15 protein-coding genes are annotated in these 18,123 nt (G+C 65.0%); 12 read left to right on the top strand and 3 right to left on the bottom strand.

What is annotated here, in order from left to right; translation table 11 throughout:
• Positions 1–51: 51 nt before the first annotated feature.
• The 4 genes from AB0C33_RS37565 to AB0C33_RS37550 are packed head-to-tail and all read left to right on the top strand — an operon-like array spanning position 52 to position 4,707.
• On the top strand, positions 52–1,845 hold the full coding sequence (locus AB0C33_RS37565; RefSeq protein ID WP_358296598.1) for a P-loop NTPase fold protein: 1,794 nt from the start codon (positions 52–54) through the stop codon (positions 1,843–1,845).
• Positions 1,845–2,648 carry a hypothetical protein gene (locus AB0C33_RS37560; protein ID WP_358296595.1) on the top strand — a complete coding sequence of 268 codons (804 nt, stop codon included), beginning with the start codon at positions 1,845–1,847 and terminating at the stop codon, positions 2,646–2,648. The genes AB0C33_RS37565 and AB0C33_RS37560 overlap by 1 nt, the downstream gene beginning before the upstream one ends.
• Positions 2,648–3,934 carry a 7-cyano-7-deazaguanine synthase gene (locus AB0C33_RS37555; RefSeq protein WP_358296592.1) on the top strand — a complete coding sequence of 429 codons (1,287 nt, stop codon included), beginning with the start codon at positions 2,648–2,650 and terminating at the stop codon, positions 3,932–3,934. Before AB0C33_RS37560 ends, AB0C33_RS37555 begins: the two co-directional genes overlap by 1 nt.
• The gene (locus tag AB0C33_RS37550; RefSeq protein WP_358296560.1) at positions 3,931–4,707 is read left to right on the top strand and encodes a TatD family hydrolase; all 777 of its coding nucleotides are present in this window, start codon (positions 3,931–3,933) and stop codon (positions 4,705–4,707) included. The genes AB0C33_RS37555 and AB0C33_RS37550 overlap by 4 nt, the downstream gene beginning before the upstream one ends.
• A 322-nt stretch (positions 4,708–5,029) precedes the next feature.
• On the opposite strand, the gene AB0C33_RS37545 is transcribed toward AB0C33_RS37550, so the two are convergent.
• Positions 5,030–6,142: a hypothetical protein gene (locus tag AB0C33_RS37545; RefSeq protein ID WP_358296557.1), complete on the bottom strand. Its 1,113-nt coding sequence runs from the start codon at positions 6,140–6,142 to the stop codon at positions 5,030–5,032.
• 776 nt (positions 6,143–6,918) lie between these two features.
• Between AB0C33_RS37545 and AB0C33_RS37540 the strand changes: the two genes are divergently transcribed.
• Positions 6,919–8,172: a hypothetical protein gene (locus tag AB0C33_RS37540; RefSeq protein ID WP_358296554.1), complete on the top strand. Its 1,254-nt coding sequence runs from the start codon at positions 6,919–6,921 to the stop codon at positions 8,170–8,172.
• Between the two features lie 675 nt (positions 8,173–8,847).
• On the opposite strand, the gene AB0C33_RS37535 is transcribed toward AB0C33_RS37540, so the two are convergent.
• Entirely contained in the window at positions 8,848–9,585 is a 738-nt protein-coding gene (locus AB0C33_RS37535) for a class I SAM-dependent methyltransferase (RefSeq protein ID WP_358296552.1), read from the bottom strand.
• Between the two features lie 305 nt (positions 9,586–9,890).
• On the opposite strand from AB0C33_RS37535, the gene AB0C33_RS37530 reads away from it, so the two are divergent.
• The gene (locus tag AB0C33_RS37530; RefSeq protein ID WP_358296549.1) at positions 9,891–10,172 is read left to right on the top strand and encodes a hypothetical protein; all 282 of its coding nucleotides are present in this window, start codon (positions 9,891–9,893) and stop codon (positions 10,170–10,172) included.
• A 235-nt stretch (positions 10,173–10,407) separates the two neighbouring features.
• Here AB0C33_RS37530 and AB0C33_RS37525 read toward each other — a convergent pair whose 3' ends face one another.
• Complete coding sequence (locus AB0C33_RS37525) at positions 10,408–10,869, bottom strand: hypothetical protein (protein WP_358296546.1); 462 nt, start codon at positions 10,867–10,869, stop codon at positions 10,408–10,410.
• Positions 10,870–11,272: 403 nt separating this feature from the next.
• Between AB0C33_RS37525 and AB0C33_RS37520 the strand changes: the two genes are divergently transcribed.
• From AB0C33_RS37520 to AB0C33_RS37495, 6 genes are all read left to right on the top strand, one after another.
• Positions 11,273–11,476, top strand: a complete 204-nt coding sequence (locus AB0C33_RS37520; protein WP_358296543.1) for a hypothetical protein — start codon at positions 11,273–11,275, stop codon at positions 11,474–11,476.
• 620 nt (positions 11,477–12,096) lie between these two features.
• Positions 12,097–13,008: an ABC transporter ATP-binding protein gene (locus AB0C33_RS37515; protein WP_358296523.1), complete on the top strand. Its 912-nt coding sequence runs from the start codon at positions 12,097–12,099 to the stop codon at positions 13,006–13,008.
• The gene (locus AB0C33_RS37510) at positions 13,005–13,808 is read left to right on the top strand and encodes a hypothetical protein (protein ID WP_358296521.1); all 804 of its coding nucleotides are present in this window, start codon (positions 13,005–13,007) and stop codon (positions 13,806–13,808) included. Before AB0C33_RS37515 ends, AB0C33_RS37510 begins: the two co-directional genes overlap by 4 nt.
• Positions 13,809–13,840: 32 nt before the next feature.
• Positions 13,841–15,517, top strand: a complete 1,677-nt coding sequence (locus tag AB0C33_RS37505; RefSeq protein ID WP_358296518.1) for a BTAD domain-containing putative transcriptional regulator — start codon at positions 13,841–13,843, stop codon at positions 15,515–15,517.
• A 75-nt stretch (positions 15,518–15,592) separates the two neighbouring features.
• Positions 15,593–17,677, top strand: a complete 2,085-nt coding sequence (locus AB0C33_RS37500) for a TOMM precursor leader peptide-binding protein (RefSeq protein WP_358296515.1) — start codon at positions 15,593–15,595, stop codon at positions 17,675–17,677.
• Positions 17,674–17,880 carry a thiazolylpeptide-type bacteriocin gene (locus AB0C33_RS37495; protein ID WP_358296512.1) on the top strand — a complete coding sequence of 69 codons (207 nt, stop codon included), beginning with the start codon at positions 17,674–17,676 and terminating at the stop codon, positions 17,878–17,880. Before AB0C33_RS37500 ends, AB0C33_RS37495 begins: the two co-directional genes overlap by 4 nt.
• Positions 17,881–18,123: the final 243 nt, after the last annotated feature.

Here is an 18,123-nt window from a genome sequence, read left to right as displayed (position 1 = left end):
GGTCTGTGGCTTGACGAACCATCCCTTGTCGATCTCCTCGCCTCCGACGCTGTGGCGCAGACGGTCGCCGAGGCGGTGCTCGACGACACGCTCGATCCAGTCGCGATCGGCGTCTCCGGATCATGGGGAAGCGGGAAAACCACAGTACTGCGGCTGGTGCGTGCTGCCCTGGCCGAACACAATCTGGGGCCGGATGAGCAAGTTCTCATCGTCGATACGGACCCTTGGCGGTACGACCCCGGCGTGGGCGCGAAGGAGACGCTCATCTCGGAGGTGCTGGGCGCGCTCGAACAGGAGATCCGCGAGGAAGCCGGCGCGAAGGGCCAGGCTCGCGAAATGGTGAAGAAGCTGAGAAGGCGTGTCGACTGGTCCAAGGCGTTGCAGATCGCCGGCAAGACATCGCTCGCGCTTCAGCTTCCGACCGTGGATGACCTGACGAAACTCGTCAATACCGACGCCAACGGCGCAGAGGGCGGGGAGGCTCGAGGGCTGGAGGCGTTCCGCACCGAGTTCGAGAACCTCATGGGGTCCAAGCAACTCGCCCACATCAGGCGAGTGGTGGTCCTCGTCGATGACCTCGACCGCTGCCTGTACGAAACGGTGGTCGGCACGCTGGAGACCATCCGGCTGTTCCTGGCGGTGCCCAAGATGTCGTTTGTAATCGCGGCCGACGAGCACAAGGTCGCCGAGGCGCTGCGCCCCCGATTCTCCGTCATCGAAGGCGCGGGCAACGGCAGAGGCGAGTCGCCGGAGGAAGCGGCCAGTCTGTATCTGCACAAGATCGTGCAGACCACCGTGCCGCTCCCCGCGCTCAGTCGCTTCGACACCGAGGCGTACCTCGTGCTGCTCCAACTCTCCCACGAGCTCGAAAAGCACGAACTTCAGCCATACATCGACAGCTGCGCGGACCTCCGATCAGGCAGCGGCTTGCTCGACGACCTGGCCGACATGCCGGGACGCGACATCACCGCCGAAATGGCGTTCGCCTCCCGGCTGACGCCGATCCTCTACGAGAAACTGCGCGGCAACCCCCGACGCATCAAGCGCTTCCTCAACGACCTGCGGGTGCGCCAATCCGTTGCGCAGCATCGCGGGATCAGCTTGGCTCCCGAGATCGTGGCCAAGCTCATGGTGCTCGAAGTTCTCCTCGACGACGGCTTCAAGAAGGTCCTCGACTGGCTGGCCAAGGGCGAACTGCGTGACCAGATCCAGGCATTGGAAACCGCCGCGGGCAGGCCGACACCAGCAGAGGCCACGTCGGACACAGACGCAGAACCCCCTGCCGAGGCCGACACAAAACGTCCTCCAGCAGAGGCCGACGGCCCTGGTTTCACCGATGACCTGGTGCGTTGGGCCAAGCTCACACCCGCGTTGGGGGGCCTGGACCTCGCCCCGTATCTGTATCTGGCCGCCTCATTCACCGGACAGGTCCTGCTCGATGTCGGTCTGCCGGAACGGCTGCGCGACATCACGGCCAACCTGCTCTCCAGCAGCCGGGCGGAGCAAAAGTCGGTCACCGAAGCCGACCTCGCCGCGCTCACAACCGCCGACGCGCTGGCGATCGTGCAGCACCTCGGTCGCGTCGCCCGGGACCGAACGGCGCAGCAAACCGTCGGCGTGGTCGGGATCCTGCGCATCACCCGCGTGCATGGCTCACTCGTCGAGGCCGCAGCCAAGTCGCTTGGCTCCATTCCCGCGGCGGAATTGCAGGCGCAGACAGTGCTGCGCTTCGAACGTGCCGATATGACCAGGTTTCGGGACGTAATGGAGGGCTGGCAGGCGAAGCTGCCTGACAACAGTACGAAGCGAGCGCTGCACGGGCTACTTTCGGGCGGGATCGCCTAATGGGAACCAAAGGCTCCTATACCGGTGGAGGCGGCGCTGCCGGCAATAAGCTGCGCAAGACCATCGATGACTGGCTCAACGAACTACCGCCCACACCTCCCCGCATAGATCAGAATCTCCCCGACAACCAGCAGCCCATTCCGCGTCTTCGGCCAGAGAGCCTTCTGCCGGTCATCGGGATGTTCCGGCCCGCGACCGGACACGCTGACGGACCAGGTGGCGCCGGAGGCAACGCCGGGAGAGGAACCCCAGGCGCCAGCCACGGTGGTGGTGCCCAACGCACGACGACACGCTCTGCGAACACCGCCGGACGGGCAGCAGCTGCGGCATTCGGCCTGAGGACCGGCAACACTGCGGTTCTCCGGGAGCTGGGTCTCGACTACGCAAGCCTTCGCGCGAATCCAGATCCGATCGACGTCACCCGCCAGATCGTCGCAGCGGCATGCGGACCCCTCCCCGACGGCACCATCGAAGACGAGGAACAGCGGGTCGTCGCGGCGATGGTGGCGGAGTGGATACTGGAGTCCGACGCCGATGGCGCTCCACCCAGTCCGGAGGAGGTCGTCAGAGAGGCGATCACCCGAATCATCTTCGAGGCCGCGAGCAGCGAGACCGCAGCTCGGCTGCGCAAGGGCGAGCGCCCGGAATGGGCCAGCGAAGAGGCCGAAAGACAACTCCTGGAGATCGCCCACGCCTTGGCGCTTCGGGCCCCTCTTTCTGCCACGGGACCGACAGCAGAAGAGTTCTCCCGGGCCATCGAGAACGGAATCGAAGCCATGCGGCTCATACAAGGGGCTTCCTGATGCCCGCCTACACCATGCGATTCTCCGTGCCGGACGACGTCTCTACAGGGCTCGCCAAATCGCGCTTCTTCTGGCCGCTGAAAGGAGCCGGCTCCTTCATCTCCCCGTTGGGCCCAGGTCTCGGCATGCTCGGCCCGGTAATGGAAACGAACGTCGACCTGGTCCGGCTCGCGGTTATGGTGTATGCGGCCGATCGCTCAACGCCCCGGCGTGCGGGAGGCTCCAACTGGTCGCGTCGCGATTTGGACATCGAGGTGCCGGTCGCCGAACCCGAACGGTGGCTCCGCCTTCGCGAGCGGTTCGAGGCCCTACTGGCATTCCTGTCCGGCGATGCGTGGACGTTGCGGTTTCGGAGGGCGACCACGCCCCGGGAAAAGGTCAGCGCGTACCGCTACGGCGGTGCGAAACGAGTGGTTCTGGCCAGCGGCGGGGCAGATTCCACGATCGGAATGCTTATGTCCCGCCACGACTTGGCGGACACATCTCATCTTCTTGTCTCCCATGTAGGCGCGACCAACATCGCGCCCGTGCAGCGGGACATCGTGCAGCAGATCGGCTTGCTGACTAGCGGACCAGAGCAGTTCCACCGACAGATCCGCTTCTCACGTGTGAAAAAGCAGCCTGGCGGCTTCACCTTCCACAACGAGTACTCCACCCGAACCCGGTCACTGCTCTTTCTCGCTCTCGGGCTCGCTCTTGCGTCCATCGAGAGAGTGCCTCTATGGATCCCCGAAAACGGCTTCGCTTCGCTCAACCCACCAATGGCCGCCGACCAGCGTGGCAGCCTCTCGACCCGAACCACCCATCCGCTCTTCCTGCAACAGCTCGCCGAGCTCGCCACCGAAGCCGGCGCGCATGCCGAGATCGACAACCCGTTCGACTTGATGACCAAGGGTGAGATGTTCCGGACGGCAGCCGATCTGGTGGGTGCCGAAGCCGCATCGTCTCTGTTGAGCGCCACACACTCCTGCGCGCACACCGGGCAGCGCACCCACCATTTTCCCTTCAGTGTCCACTGCGGGGTCTGCTTCGGATGTCTCCTTCGGCGGGCGTCGTTCCTCGCTTCGGGCCTGTCCGATCAGACGGACTACTTGGTGACCCATAGTGTGCGGCCGGAGACATACCTTGAAGGGAAATCGGTCGAGGCTTCCATCCGGGACTTTGTCACCCGTGGCCTGCGCCCTGCTGACGTGAGCGTACTCAGCCTGCCGTCGTCCTACTCCACCCGGGATGCTTATGACCTATGCAAACGAGGCGTCGCTGAACTGGAGTTGTTGTTCGCATGAGGACTGTCCTGCCGCCGCTGGATCTGCACGCGCACATCGACGTCAGCGTGTCCGAGGACGATCTCCGTGGCCTCGGCGCCGTCATCTTCGCGGCGACACGTTCGCTCGCCGAGGCAGCGCAGGCGTTGCAGCGCCGCGACGAGACGATTGTCTGGGGTGTGGGCAGCCACCCCGGACTCGCGCGAAGCCATAGCAGTTTCGACGAAGCCACCTTCAGCTCGCTGATCGCGGGAACCGCTTTCGTCAGCGAGTTCGGGCTCGACGGGCGGAGCAAGATCGACCTTGACCGGCAGCGCCGAACCCTCCAGGGAGCTCTCAAGGTCTTGAAGGAGACACCGCGGATCCTCAGCTTGCACAGCAGCGGAGCCACGGATGACGTTGTGGATGAGGTGCAAAGGTGCCCAGCACCTGGGGTCGTCCTCCACTGGTGGTTGGGCAATCCCCGTACGACCGCCCGCGCGGTCGATCTCGGCTGCTACTTCTCGGTCAATGCCGCATCGGCGCGCCGAACAGAAGTGCTCAAAACCATCCCGCTCAACCGCCTGTTCACCGAAACGGATCACCCCTTCGGCGACCGAACCTCCGCACAACGGCAACTGCCCGGCAACGTCGCAACCCTGGAGAGAGTTTTGGCTCGCCACCATGAGATCTCGGTGGAAGACCTCCGACGCCAAATGTGGCGTAACCTCGCAGAACTCGTACACACCACCGGTTGTGGTGCTCTGCTGAGCCGGCGGATACGAGCGCTCCTAGCGGCTGTTCCCCGCCCTTAACGCACCTTTCACACCCGGGCTTGGCAGCTTCCAGAGCGGCATTCACAGAACGCTGAGTGGTCGCGGCCAAGCCAGTTTGCAGGATGGGCAGCCGCTTTGGCGACAGCGACTACCGGTGGGGTTACGCCGGAGATCGCTGAGACATAATGCGTGTCGTCATGTGCCTCGCACGGCGCGAGTATGCTGCCGGCCATCGCTGCTGGTGGAGGGTAGGGCGGAAGGCGACCCAATCGGAGACCTCATGCACCGTTGACTGGCAGACATGGTCAGCAGGAAAGCTCCGTCGAAGGATATAGGCGTCTGGCTCAGATTTTCCGATGCATCAATCGATTCCAGACCATCCTCGAAGAAGCTCGCTCGACTTACGGAGCAGGTCGTCAACCATTACACCTAGCTCGATGTAGTTCAGGCCATCCATAAAGTGCTCGACAAGGCCGAAGAGTGGGCGGTCAGCCGGAAGGGAGGAAACCCCGGGAAGTATCACCCCATAATGCACCAAGGTATTCCTTAGTCTCCTCCCACCTGGCGACAAGACTTCTTGAACATCAGAACAGGAAAGCAGAGGGCTCGGTAGCACCACGCCGTGCTGTTCAGCCAAGCACTTCAGGCTATCGAGAACCTGAAATAAGGTGATGTATCGCAGCTTGAGTACTGGCACCGGCCAAGAGCCGTCAGGCAGACGTGGCGACTCGCCCACCAGTAACTCTACTGTGGCGCAGGCCGCCTGCACCGAGATCAGCGCTGCCGCCATATTGGCCGGCACGCTCCCGTCAAAAACATTCCGGTAAAACTGCCAGGACTTCGCATCCGAACTCTCCACCTCATGTTCCTCGATAAGGTCGAGCCAGCAAATCGTCTTCTCGGCCGCCGAACTCGGATCAGATTGAGCGAAGGCCGCCATATCCCTCGCGATCTCGTGCATTCGTTGTCCCATGGCGGACGAGCCGAACACCTCAGGCGGCATGCCGGAGTTGTAGTGCACCGAATGCGTGGTACCGATCAATTGCTGCCGATAGCGTACGATCCCCAGATCATCTCGAAGCCGGTCCAGCAGCCGACCAAGCCTCCCTCGTGTATCGGCGAAGAAGATGCTGTGATGCTGCCCAGAAATCAGCCCATAGTGCTCGGCGACACCGTCGACATATCTATGGGTATCGAGAAAGAGTTTGTTGGCGTGCCTGGATGCCTCCATGGCACTCTCTTCGAGGGACGGCACGGTCGGAAGCTGCCCTGGATCGGCCCCTTCCAAATGTTTCCTGCCCTCGTAGTTGATCAGGGCAAGGTGGTGCAGAGTGCATAGCATGGGCCAGACAGTCGCCTGAGGACGTCGAATGCAGGCTTGCCCGATCTGCCAGAGGTAGTCGCGGTCCAGCGCAAGCAGACGAAGGCCAGCTTCGTGTGTTGTGAGATCCGGCACGAGATGATCATATGCCAAGCACCCGACACTGGACTAACGGTTATGGACCCGCTGAGAACGCAACTCGCTCTGACACGTGGGACCTGGTAGCTCACGCCGTTCACAAGAGCCTCAGATTTCTGACTTGGGCTAGTTCGGAGCGAGCAATTTTTTCAGGTAAGGCCAAGCGGGGAGTCATTGACTACTCGGCGGTTGCCCATTGGTCCGCGATAGACCTCGGCACGCGGTATATCGGAAACTGTCCGATTTCCTGGGGGCAGGCTCTCCTACTCAAGCCCATCAGCGCGCGCATCCGAGCGCTGACGTGGGTGTGGACGTTGTCCCGGATCAGCACGATAGGTCTGCCCAACTGCTGGTCGGCGGCGTCCAGCAGGGGCACAGGCGCTCTCGTTGAAGCCTTTGCGCTCGCTCCTGCGGCGCTGATAGACCCTCATCCGGTAGATCAGCCGCGTGCGCTGCCCCGGTTTGAAGCAGAACAGGCCGGCAAGCTTGACCCGTCCGGTGCCCTTGCTCGTGACGGTGACGGTGGGAGTGTGGCCTCTGCGGGACCAGGTACAGGCCTCGGCCGGCCTCAGGGTGTCCTGCTTCGTCGGGGAAGCTGCGCCTCGTCTCCGTAAACGCCAACCTGTCGGTACTCCGACGCGCGTGTAACCCCTAATTCTGGGCACCCGCTCATCGCACGGCCGCAAGCAGGAATGGCCCTTCAAATTGTCGGCACGCTGATAGCCTGGTCGGCTGGCCTCCCCAGGCCACCGTCCACGAGTCGGACGCCCCGCGTACCCGAGGAGTGCGCTATGCCCGAGGCTGTCATCTCCTACGTCGGAGCAATGCCCTACCAACCCGGCGGAGTCGTTGACCTCCACCCGTTCGTCCCGTGCCTCACCGTGCATGTAGGAGGCAGCCTGCTGTTTCGGGTGCACGTACAACTGTCCTGGGAGGGCAGCCTCAACGGCACACGCCAGCTCGAAGCGCTCGGGTTCTCGACCGCCGAGGCGGAGGACCAAGTTAGTCAGGCGTTACTGCTGTACGGTGTGCGCCGGCTGGAGCTCTTGACCAAGGACTGGCTGAGCAATGACACCAAGCCCCACAACGTTGGTGATGTATGGGGGCTGACCACGGAGAACGTTCCGGAGTTGCTGGCGCTCGTCCACGAGAAGACATGCGACTATCAGGTTCGGCTACAACGCGACCTGTTCTGCACCGCAGCCAGCGAAGCGGACGCGACGCTCACCAACATCACCATCAAGAGCCGTCTCACGGCCCCGACCAGCAAGCCGCTCTGCCGAGACTGCGGCCTGCCCGACACCGACTTCATCTGCTCGCACCTGATGCACTCCAAGGTGGCGGCCACGAGCACCCTGGGCGGCATCGTGGAACGCAGCGTCAGGTCCGCCCTGTGTGACAAGGGGCATCACGAGAAGGTGTACAAGATCGGCCAGTGCCGGGCCGGCGGCCACGACTGCTGGCAGCGCCTCGTGGAGGTCCAAGAGCCGACCATCACCCCCGCCTCGCCCTTGGAACTGGCCGAAGCGTTCGACGTACTCGACGCCGTATGGCGGCTGGCCTTCGACAAGAAGACGCCGCTGCTGTCGCTCAGCACGGTAGCAACGCCCGCCGCTCTGTCGCTGGAGTGCGCGACCCGCGCTGAGTTCGAGACGAGGATGAGCGACCTGGCCGACCTGATCGACCGGATCAAGGTAGATGAAAAGCTGCTGCGGCCCCGGTCTGAAGAGGAACAGAAACGAGACGAGGGTCAGCTGCGGGGCAGCCTCAACCGCCTTGAAGACTGCCTGCACCACAAGCTCCCCGCGGAGCAGCATCCCGCCGTGGACAAAGCCATCCGTACGCTGCGGACCATCCGCCAGGCCCGGAATGCCGAACAGCATGGCATCACCGAGGGCGGGGGGCTAACAGCCAAACTGCGTGACCTCGGCATTCACGACGCGCCACCGAACTGGAGCGGCGCCTGGGCAGCAGTGCGGTCACGGGCGGTGGGAGCGCTGACCGGCCTGCGGCATGAGCTCATGACTTGGGTGAATCGCCCGTGAGCCCGCTGTTGGGTTACATGAAGCCGGGTTCCACAAGGTATCTTCGAGAGAATCTGGATAGTCAAGCCGATGCAATCAGCGCCCGCCGCCGCCAACGAAACCATGATCACGTGCTCGCCACGTGCTCTTCGGGAAACAATACGTTCTAGCACCATGCGGCATTTTGGGACATTTCAGATCTGTATGTTCACGCATGAAGTGGTGCATTAGAACACGTAGAGATATGGATTGACATAAAAGCTTCGGACTTTTAATCCGTAGGTTCCGGGTTCGAGCCCCGGGCGCCCTACCTCGACGACCTGGGCGGACTCCCCGATCATCATGATCTGGAAGCCCGCCCGGTTGCAGTTCGAGTTGCGGATATCCCCAAAGTGCCCGGCCCATGCGGGCTGCGGCTTCGGTCGAGAGCGTCGCCGTGATGTGGGTGTAGCGCTTCGTCGTGGTCAGTTGTGAGTGGCCGAGAATTCCTGAACGGTGCTGATGTCCGCGCCTTGCTCTTTCCATTCGTCCTAGTCCTGGCCGGCGTCGATGGGGCGTCCTCGTTTGAGGTCCATGTACTTCCAGCGGTGGCCCAGGGCTGCGCATTGCCGAAGACCCAGAGCGAGCGCCACGGACCAGTGGGTGCCGTTCCTCTGGCTGCCGGCCGCGTCCAGGACGTCGCGGCCCTCGTCGGCGTCAAGCGGCGGCGCGCCGCGCGATCGTGACGATCGAACGGCTGGCATCGGAGACGGCCTCATGCTCCCAGCCGCCGTACTGCGCCTCGATCTCGAAGCCCGCCTCGTGCAGAAACGCGCCAAGCTTCGATACATCCAGGAATCGCAGGCTCGCCCGATCGACGCGCAGGACGGTACCGTCCTGCGCACTGGTGGTTTCGGTGAGCGTCACCACATCGTCGACCACCGACTCGACGTGGTGTGACACGCGAAGCGTACGACCGTTTCCATCCACGACCTCGCTGGCGCTCGACGGCTTCCACTCCTCCCACTCGCGCACCTGGGGGTTACGCGTGTCGAACGCGAACCGGCCGCCGTCACGTAGCGCTCTCCTGATCGCGACCAGTGACGTGGACAGTTCCCCGTCGCTCACAAAGCACTGGAAGGCGTTGCCGGCCATGGTCGCCAGGTCGAACTGGCGATCCCAGGATGCGTCCGCCGCCACGCCGGCGACCCACTCGATGTCCGTGCGTCGCCCGGCCCGATCAAGTGCGGCCAGATCGGGGTCGAGCCCGACGAGCCGTCCACGATGACCGAGGTCACGGGCCTGGTGCAGCATGCTGCCCGTACCACAACCCACGTCCAGCACGGCATCTGCATCCATCACCAGGCCGTTGAAGAACGCGTCGCTGGGACAGCGCGTCGCGTCCCACGGATTGAGCCGGTCGTACAGGGCGGCAGCGTCAGCATCTGTGAACATCACCGCAGTATCACGACGCCTTCAGGCGCTGCCAACCGAATATCTGCAGCTGTGGGCGTGGGTGAGACACTGCGGAAACTTGGCAGCCCACGCGGGCACCGGCAAGCCCACACATGGGAGCCACCTTGAGAGCCACCCGGATGGACGACCACATGGATCAGAAGGCACGTGCCCGTTCCTGAAGCGATCAGCTGGGAGTCACAGTCATCCGACGGACGAATGCCCAGTTCAGCGTTTTCCTGGCCGGAGGACTTGATCTTGAAAGAGTTCCCAGGCTGACAGTGGCTACTCGGTAGCCTGGCCCCGTGACGATCAGCGGAAGGACGATCGGGGTCTTAGCCATCTGCGTCGGACTCCTGCGACCGGTTGCCAGTTGCATGGCGACCGCGGGCACCTATCTGCCCTATCAGGACCCGACGCCGGAGATGCTGAAGGAGCAAGCCGAGGCCATCGCCCGGGCGGATTTGATGAACTTCCGTGCGATGACAGCCGGCGCCCTGCTGACTCTGACGGGTGTCGCTCTCCTTGCCTACAGGGCGGTACGGCGACGTTGGGGTTCAACGACGAACGACACAGAGCGATCCTGACCGACTCAGGCTCGTGGGATATGCGCGGGATGACCTTTTCGGGTAGGGAAAAGGCAAGAGCCGTGCCCCGGAGGTCAAGGGCCTGATGGAGCCGGAACGTCAACCCGCCGTAACCGTCGGCGCCTCGCCGGCGTGCCCGTCAGGGCGGTCAACGAAGGGAAGCGCGAACAGGATGCCCGCCTCGTTGAGCTACACCGAAGTGCGTTCCGGCCAAGCAACACTGCACTGTCGAGGATCAACCCTCTGGTGGATCTCCGCCGACTGCGTGGAGCGCATCGATATACCCGCCACCGACGTCGAACCGGGTGATGTCCTTCGTCTTGTTCGTGGAACACATGAGCGCCCAGTCCGCCGCAGGGCCAATCTCCTGGAGACGCAATCGCTTCTTCCGGGTGACCCCGCGAGCACGACCGATGTAGCAGACATGTGGGTCGATCTTCTCGATGTAGACAGCCATGAGAGGAAACGCCTTGGTCAAGGTTGTGATGAGGCCCGTGGTGGAATTCAGGTCGATCCCCACCAGAGGCTGAGGGTGCTCCCCGCGCAGGGTGAGGGCGCGATGGGTCATGGTCGAACCCTCCCAGCCTGAGCACGTCGCGTGCTCGATGTCGCGAAGGCGTATGGCCGAGTAGCCATCAAGATGAAGGTCGTCAGAGATGGTGTGCAGCAGTGCCCACTTACAGCCGATGCCCACCACGTAGGCGTCAAGTCGACCGCGCGCGCGATCTCACGGGCAATCCTCACGGGTTCACCGGAACGTTTCGCCTTCTTCAGGTCTGTAAGAATCGTCCCCTTGGCCATGACTCCGGATCGTCTCACTTCAGGCATCTAATGATCATTTGATTTTTCGAGCGGCCCTGGATGATCAGGAGCGGTTGAAATACGAGGCCGTCCGGAGCTGGATCTTCTGATCCGTTGGTTCCAGGTTCGAGCCCCGGGCACCCTACACCCCATCCGACATGGGCCTTCTCGGTTCTCGGCCATCTCCGGAAAGGCGAGAACGGCCGAGTTCGTGCTCGTCACGTGCTCTTCGGCAATCGATTGCCGGACAGCGGGGCGGAATGCCGAACCTGCCCGGCTGTGACACTCACGTCGTGCACATGACGTTCGAGGCCGCCCGCACCGGAGGCACCGTGGGGGACGTCGTGGCGGGCGCAGACAGCACGCCGATCCGCGGCGTGAAGTTCGTGGCCCTGACCGATTTGCCCGCGCTCGGCTTCTCCCTGCGGTTTGTCAAGCTCGCTCAGGCCGGATGGCCGGAGGCAGGCTCGTACATGGGCGCCAAGGCCAACATAGGCCTGTGACCTGGCCAGGAACCGGGGGAACGCCACGATCAGGCGTTCGTCGAGCTCGCGCAAGGACAGGGTCCACTCGGCCAGGCCACGCATCCGGTCCTGCGCGGGGTCGATGTCGGCTCTCTGCAAGATGAGCCCCACCGTAGAAACTCCCACTCGATGGCCCGGACTTGCGAATTCTCCGGCGATCCGCCGACAACCCCACATCGGATCCCTCTCGCCAGGCGAAGAAGCAGGACGGCCGGCCCTGACTGCGGTGCTTGAAGGCCATCGCCGCCGCGCCAGAAAAGCATGCCGGCGCAACACGGTGCTCGGCGTCACGACCAACCGCAGCCCCCGGTCCATCGCCACCCAGTCGGCGTGCCGGAACTCCCGCAGAATTGAGCAGCGCATTCCCGGTCATCGCCTTGATCTCCGCCCTTACGGCCAAGGATGTCCGAGGCGAGGACGACGGAGAACATCGAGCCATTGAAAGAGAAGATGTTTCCAGTTCAGGTGGCACGCTAACACCTGGGTTTCATCCGAGTGACACAGCGCGTAATGACCCTGGCCGTGGGACTGCGCCTATGCCAGTCTGGCAAGCGAAGCCGTCTGCCACACAGGATGCCAGCACGCCTGATAGGGGTAACGTGACCGCGATTCTCGCCAGTTCTCTCTCCAAATCTTTCGGGCAGATCCATGCCGTCAGCGCTCTGAACTTACGGATCGAATCCGGACAGGTCTACGGCTTGCTAGGGCTCAACGGCGCGGGCAAGACGACCGTGATGCGGATGTTGCTCGGGCTGGTCAGGCCGACGTCGGGAGAGGCGAGTGTGCTGGGCCTCAAGCCCGGTCATCGTTCGCTCACCGGCCGGATCGGTGCGCTGATCGAGGAGCCCGCCTTCTTTCCGTGGCTGTCCGGCAGGGACAACCTTTTGCTTGTCGCGAAATATGCTGGAATTCCGTTCGGCCAGGTGCCGATAGCTCTGCGCCGGGTCGAACTGGAAAGTAAAGCCGATCAGCGGTTCCGGACCTACTCGCTCGGCATGAAACAGCGTCTGGGCGTGGCGGCGGCGCTGCTCGGCGACCCCGAACTGCTGGTGCTCGACGAGCCGACCAACGGCCTGGACCCCGAGGGCATGGCGGCCATGCGGGAGCTGATCCGCTCGCTCGGCCACAGCGGGAGCACGGTGATCCTCTCCAGCCATCTGCTGGGCGAGGTGGAGCAGGTCTGCGACCGGGTGGCCGTCATCCACCAGGGCAAGAACGTCGCCGAAGGCACCGTCGAAGAGGTGCGGAGCTCAGTCGGCGGAGCCCGCATCGTGATCGGGGTCGACGACGTCGAAGCCGCCCTCGCCTGCCTGGCCGCGGTATCGGGGGTGGCCGTGGTGGCGGTGCACGACGGGACGGTCGAGCTGACCTCCGACGCCGCCTCTCCGGGCGAGCTGAACCGGCTGCTGGTGGGCCGCGGGATCGAGGTCAGCGAGCTCAGGACCGCTCGTGGCTCGCTGGAGGCGGCGTTCCTGGGGCTGACTTCCGAGCGGCTGGAGCCGATCGCATGAGCGCACTTCGGTTGTCGATCTCCGGCGCGCTTCACGCGTTGCGCCGCCGCCCCGCCGTGCGGATTCTGGCGCTGGTGTGGTCGGTGCAGGTCGTGGGGTTCGCGTACGCGCTGTCCTATCTGCTGTACAAGAGCGCGCCCGAGGAGACCGCGGAGCTGCTGGCCGGCCTGATGCCGGCGCGGGCGGCCGACTTCGTCATCGGGTCGTTGCCGCTGTACGGCGGGCCGGTGCTGGTCATCTTGGGCGCGGTGGTGTCCGGCTCCGGGGGGCTGGTCACGTTGCTGCCAAGGTTTCCCGATCGCGGGTCGTTCCTGGTGGGCCGGTTCGTCGCGCTCAGCGTGGTCACCGCCGGGTATGCGGTGCTGACGCTGGTGCTGGCGGCGGTGTCGAGCCTGAGTGTGGCGCTGGCGGAGGGTTCGGCGCTGGTGTGGCCGGGGCCGCTGGAGTGGGTGCGCGGGTTCGCGGTCATCTGGCTGGTGATGACGGCGTTCGCCGGGCTGGGGGCCGCGATCGGGGTGCTGACCAAGAGTCTGCCGGTGGCGATCGCGGTCGGGCTGTTGTGGACGCCGGGAGCGGAGAGCGTGCTGGCGCTGGTCACCGGTGGGGTGGAGGCGCTGCACCCGGTGCGCGCCGCGCTGCTCAGCCCGTCGGCGGGGTCGCTGGCGGCGGCGCTGGGGAGTTCCGCGCCGGGGGTGGCGGCCGTCTCCGCTCCGGGGGTGGCGGTCGCGGTGCTGGCGGGCTGGATCGTCGTGCCGTTGCTGGTGTCGTTGCTGGTGTTCAACCGGCGTGACGTGACGTGAGGGACAGCTTTGCCCTGTTAGGGCGCCTGAACGTGGTCACGGACGATCAGCTGCGCTCGATCCCGAATGGCAGGCAGCGGGCGCTGCTCGCGGCGCTTCTGGTGAATCCCGGCTTCGAGGTGTCCTACGACGAGTTGGTCGACTGCGTGTGGAGCGAGGATCCTCCGCATCGGCCGAGGGCCAGCCTGAGCGTCTATGTGATGCGGCTGCGCAGGTCACTGGGTGACCCCGAGGGCAGGCGGCTGGTGACGGGCGGGAACGGCTACGCGCTGCACGTGAATCGCGGCACGGTGGACATGCACCGGTTCCACGACCTGATCGCCGAGGCCGTCGACGATGCGGACCCCTTCGAGCAGCGGCGGCTGCTCCTTCAGGCGCTCCGGCTGTGGCGCGGCGATCCGCTCGTCGACATCCCTTCGCCCAGGCTGCAGCGGTCGATCTGCCCGGTGCTCGAAGAGCAGCGACTGCTCGCGGTGGACCGCCTCATCACGCATGACCTGAATTCCGGCCACCATTCCGAGGTCATCTACCAGTTGCGTGACCTGATCGGCCGTTTCCCGCACATGGAGAAGCTCTGGGGTCAGCTCATCAGAGCGCTGTACTCGGGCGGGCGGCGTGCCGAAGCGCTGATCACCTACCAGGAGGCGCATCGCCGATTCCTGGACGAGCTCGGCCTGCCTCCTGGGCGTGAGCTCCAGCGGCTGGCCGAGCAGATAGAGCAGGAGGACCCGGCGCTCCTGACCACCGACCTTTCACCCCCGCCGTTGCGGCGCGTGCCTGTCTGCAGGGAGAAGGAGGTGGTCAGGCTTGCCGAGGCGCTGACCGCTCCCGGCCGTTCCGGGCCGATGCTGGCCCTGTACGGCATGCCAGGGATCGGCAAGACCTCACTGGCCAGGCAGGTGGCGGCATCGGTCGCGGAGGAGTATCCCGACGGCCGGATCCTGCTGGACCTGCACGGCCATACGAGCGGCCGGGAGCCGCTGGGGGAGCACGAAGCGCTCGGCGTATTGCTGGCCGCGGCGGACGTGGCCATCGACGCGATCCCGGAGGCCACGACCGCCAGAGCCGATCTCTGGCGCGAGGTGATGGCCTCCCGCAGGGTGGTGCTGATTCTCGACGACGCGTGGACGGCTCGGCAGGTGCGTTCACTGCTGCCGAACTCGGGCACGTGCGCGGTGATCATCACCAGTCGAGGGCTTCTGCCCCTCGTGACGGACCATGCTGTGCGCCTGGAACCGCTGGCGTTCGACGAGTCCGTGGCCCTGTTCAGGTCACTGTCGGCATCGGCCGAGGAGGGGGCGCTCCTCGACCTGGTGACCGCCTGCGCCGGCCTGCCGCTGGCCATCGCCATCGCGGCCGAGGCCGTACGGCAGGGCGGCCCGCCCTCGGCCGTCAGCGAACGCCTGCGCACAGGTGGCCTGGCCGAGTGGTCGATCGAGGGTCACAGCCTGCGTGATGCGTTCGCCGCGTCGGCTCAGCGGCTTGGTGGCGACGCCTTACAGGCGTTCCTGGCGCTCGGACGATTACCTGAGCGGTTCGTCTCGGGTGCGGAGTTGGCCGAGGTCACCGAGATCGGCTTACGCCGGATCGAGCCGGCTGTGGAAGAGCTGATCGGCGCCGGGTTGCTCGATGAGATCAAACCCGGGCTTTTCCACATGCATCCGTTGCTTCGCAAGTGCGCCCAGGAACAGGGTTATTCAGCAGTGTAATGCATCGTATCCGTCGTTGTTAGTGCGCTCTGGCATATTCCTCGGTGTCAGCAACACCGGTGCCAGGGAGCATTCATGACGAATAGCGGATTATTCGGGACGCGTCCCCGAGTTCGACACGACATCGTCTTCGCCGAAACCTATGGCGGTGTTCTCTTCCGGCACGCGGAAGACGGATTCGTGCTCAAGGGCAGATCAGCATACCCGTTGGTTTCCGCACTCCTTCCCCACCTCGATGGCAGCAGATATCTGGAAGAGCTCTGCGAGGGATTGGGCGCACCGCAGCGGGAGATGGTGGCTCAGGTCGTTCAGACGCTCATGGACCGCGGCTACGCGAGAGATGCCAAGGACGCGCCGGTCGCTGATCCGCCCGAGGGCTTCGAAACGCAGGTGCGTTTCCTGGAACATTTCGTGGACGAAGCCGCCGCCAGATTCTCGGACTTCAGGAACGCGAAGGTGGCCGTCTACGGCGCCGGCGAGCTGGCCAGGGCGGTATCGCTCGGGCTGGTGAACAATGGGCTGAACACCGTCCACCTGGTCGCCGAGCCCACCGCTGACCTGCCCGTAGAACAGGTCCCACAGGTGGTCGTGAACCCGGGCGAGCTGATCCCGAACGACTACGACATCATCATCGTCGACGCCGACCAGGTGGGCGTGGAGGCCGTGACCCACCTCACGCGCTGCCTGAACGGGCAGAGCACGCTACTGCCCGTCGTGACCATGGCGGGCAAGGCGATTCTCGGCCCTGCGGTTCGTGCGGGCGTCTCGCCCTGCTGGACCTGCGCGCTCCTGCGGGTCAGCGCGAACCTCGACGCGGTGGCGGTGGCCGACTCTTGGCGCAGCCTGTCCCTGCAGCAGGCGCCTCGGCGGCGGATCCGCGCGTCCCTGCCCATCCAGCGCATGCTCGGCAACGCGCTCGCCTTCGACGCCTTCCGGTTGCTCACCGGCTGCCTGCCCGCCGAGACCAGAGCGGCTGTCCTGGTCGTGGATCTGGAGCTCGGCGAGTCTCGGCGCGAGGACCTGCGCCCCCATCCCCTCTGCCCGGAATGCGTGGATGCGGACGAGATCGCCGCTGCACCGCCCACCTGGGCACACTCCCCAGAGGCGGAGATGACGTACCGGGATCTGCATCAGCGCTACGAGCGCCTGGTGGCGCCGCACGTGGGTGTGCTGTCCGGCTTCGACGACGACTCCGTCTCCCAGGCGCCGGTCAAGACCGGCCGGGTACGGCTTGGCCCGCCCAACGATCTGGCGGCCGGGCAGCGCGAGTTCACCGGATTCGACCTGTCGACCACGTTCGGCGCGCGAAACCGGGCAGTCGAGAAGGCCGCGCTCGCTTACGTGGAACAGCTCGGGGACCGAGGTCTCGCCCACCGCGTCTCGCTGGCGGAAGCGCGGAGCCGAGGGCGGCAGCCGGTCCCGATTCGGTCGCTGGCCACCTGGTCGGGTGTGCAGGTGGCCGAGCAACAGCCCATGGGCTGGAGGTATGCCCGTTCGCTGGCCACCGGCGAACTCGTCGAGATACCGGCCGCGGCGGTTTTCCCCGCCGACGAGCCCGGCGCCCTGGTGGAACCTTCAGGCGCGGGTCTGGGCGCGGGGCCGACGCTCTCCGTCGCGATCCAGCGCGGGCTGCACTCGGCGATCGCGCACCTGGCCCTGCGGAACCTGATCTCCGGCGGGAAGGCGTGGACGCTCGCCCCGGCCTCCGCCGGCGCCCCGGAGATCGACATGCTGAGCCGCGCGGTGGCCCACCTGGGCCACGAACTCCACCTGGTCGGCCTGCCCGCCGACGGGTTGAGCTCTGTGGTGCTCGCCTATCTGGCGGGGTCTTCGCGCTGGACCGTGTCCTCCGCGCTCACCTCCACCGAAGCGATCAAGGCAGCCCTGATCGAGTTGGTGGGCCTGATCCGCACCCCTGACGAGACCGCGGTTCTTGACGATCTCGACCCTGAGCTCCTGTGCCGCGCACGCGGCCTGCCGTACGAGCTTCCCTTGCCCGCGTCGGACCAGGACCTCGTACGACGCCTGGCGGCGAGGGGCTGGGGCGCATACGTCGTGGACACCACGACGCCCGACCTTCGCCAGGTGCTCAGCACCGTCCGGGTCGTCCTCGGCGTCTCCGGCGAAGGAACCGAGCCGAAAGGAGGTGAAATGACATGACCACGCTCAGCCGTGAACTCCGCGAGCTGGAAAGCGAGACGTTCGAGATCAGCGACATCGCCGAATTCGGCGACGAGCTCGCAGCCACCAGTTCGAGTTGTTGTAGCTGCAGCACGTCCAGCACCTGCTCGACCAGCAGCAGCAGCTGCGGCAGTAGCAGCAGCACCTCGTGCAGTTGCAGCAGCACCAGTAGCTGCCACTGACGGCGGCCGGAAGGAGGTACGAATCATGACCGCGAAGAGTCTGGCAGCCCAGCTCCTGGAGCTGGAAGGCGAGACGTTCGAGATCAGCGCCAGAGGCGACTTGAGCGAAGACCTCATGGATGCGTGCTCGAGCAGTTGCAGTTGCTCGAGCTGCTGCAGTTGCAGCACCTCCAGCACCTGCTCGACCAGCAGTTGTAGCTGCAGCAGCACCAGTAGCTGCGCCTGACCGGCGAAGGAGGTTCC

The sequence above is a fragment of the Nonomuraea sp. NPDC048881 genome (assembly GCF_040649795.1).
Classification (GTDB): domain Bacteria; phylum Actinomycetota; class Actinomycetes; order Streptosporangiales; family Streptosporangiaceae; genus Nonomuraea.
The sequence above is the reverse complement of the archived record's forward strand: the minus strand, read 5'-3'. Positions and strand labels throughout refer to the sequence as shown.

Excerpts from the sequence above, each read along its gene's own strand:
- AB0C33_RS37560 (WP_358296595.1), top strand. The coding sequence starts at position 1,845 with ATGGGAACCAAAGGCTCCTATACCGGTGGAGGCGGCGCTGCCGGCAAT.
- AB0C33_RS37555 (WP_358296592.1), top strand. The coding sequence starts at position 2,648 with ATGCCCGCCTACACCATGCGATTCTCCGTGCCGGACGACGTCTCTACA.
- AB0C33_RS37550 (WP_358296560.1), top strand. The coding sequence starts at position 3,931 with ATGAGGACTGTCCTGCCGCCGCTGGATCTGCACGCGCACATCGACGTC.
- AB0C33_RS37540 (WP_358296554.1), top strand. The coding sequence starts at position 6,919 with ATGCCCGAGGCTGTCATCTCCTACGTCGGAGCAATGCCCTACCAACCC.
- AB0C33_RS37535 (WP_358296552.1), bottom strand. The coding sequence starts at position 9,585 with ATGTTCACAGATGCTGACGCTGCCGCCCTGTACGACCGGCTCAATCCG.
- AB0C33_RS37520 (WP_358296543.1), top strand. The coding sequence starts at position 11,273 with ATGACGTTCGAGGCCGCCCGCACCGGAGGCACCGTGGGGGACGTCGTG.
- AB0C33_RS37510 (WP_358296521.1), top strand. The coding sequence starts at position 13,005 with ATGAGCGCACTTCGGTTGTCGATCTCCGGCGCGCTTCACGCGTTGCGC.
- AB0C33_RS37500 (WP_358296515.1), top strand. The coding sequence starts at position 15,593 with ATGACGAATAGCGGATTATTCGGGACGCGTCCCCGAGTTCGACACGAC.
- AB0C33_RS37495 (WP_358296512.1), top strand. The coding sequence starts at position 17,674 with ATGACCACGCTCAGCCGTGAACTCCGCGAGCTGGAAAGCGAGACGTTC.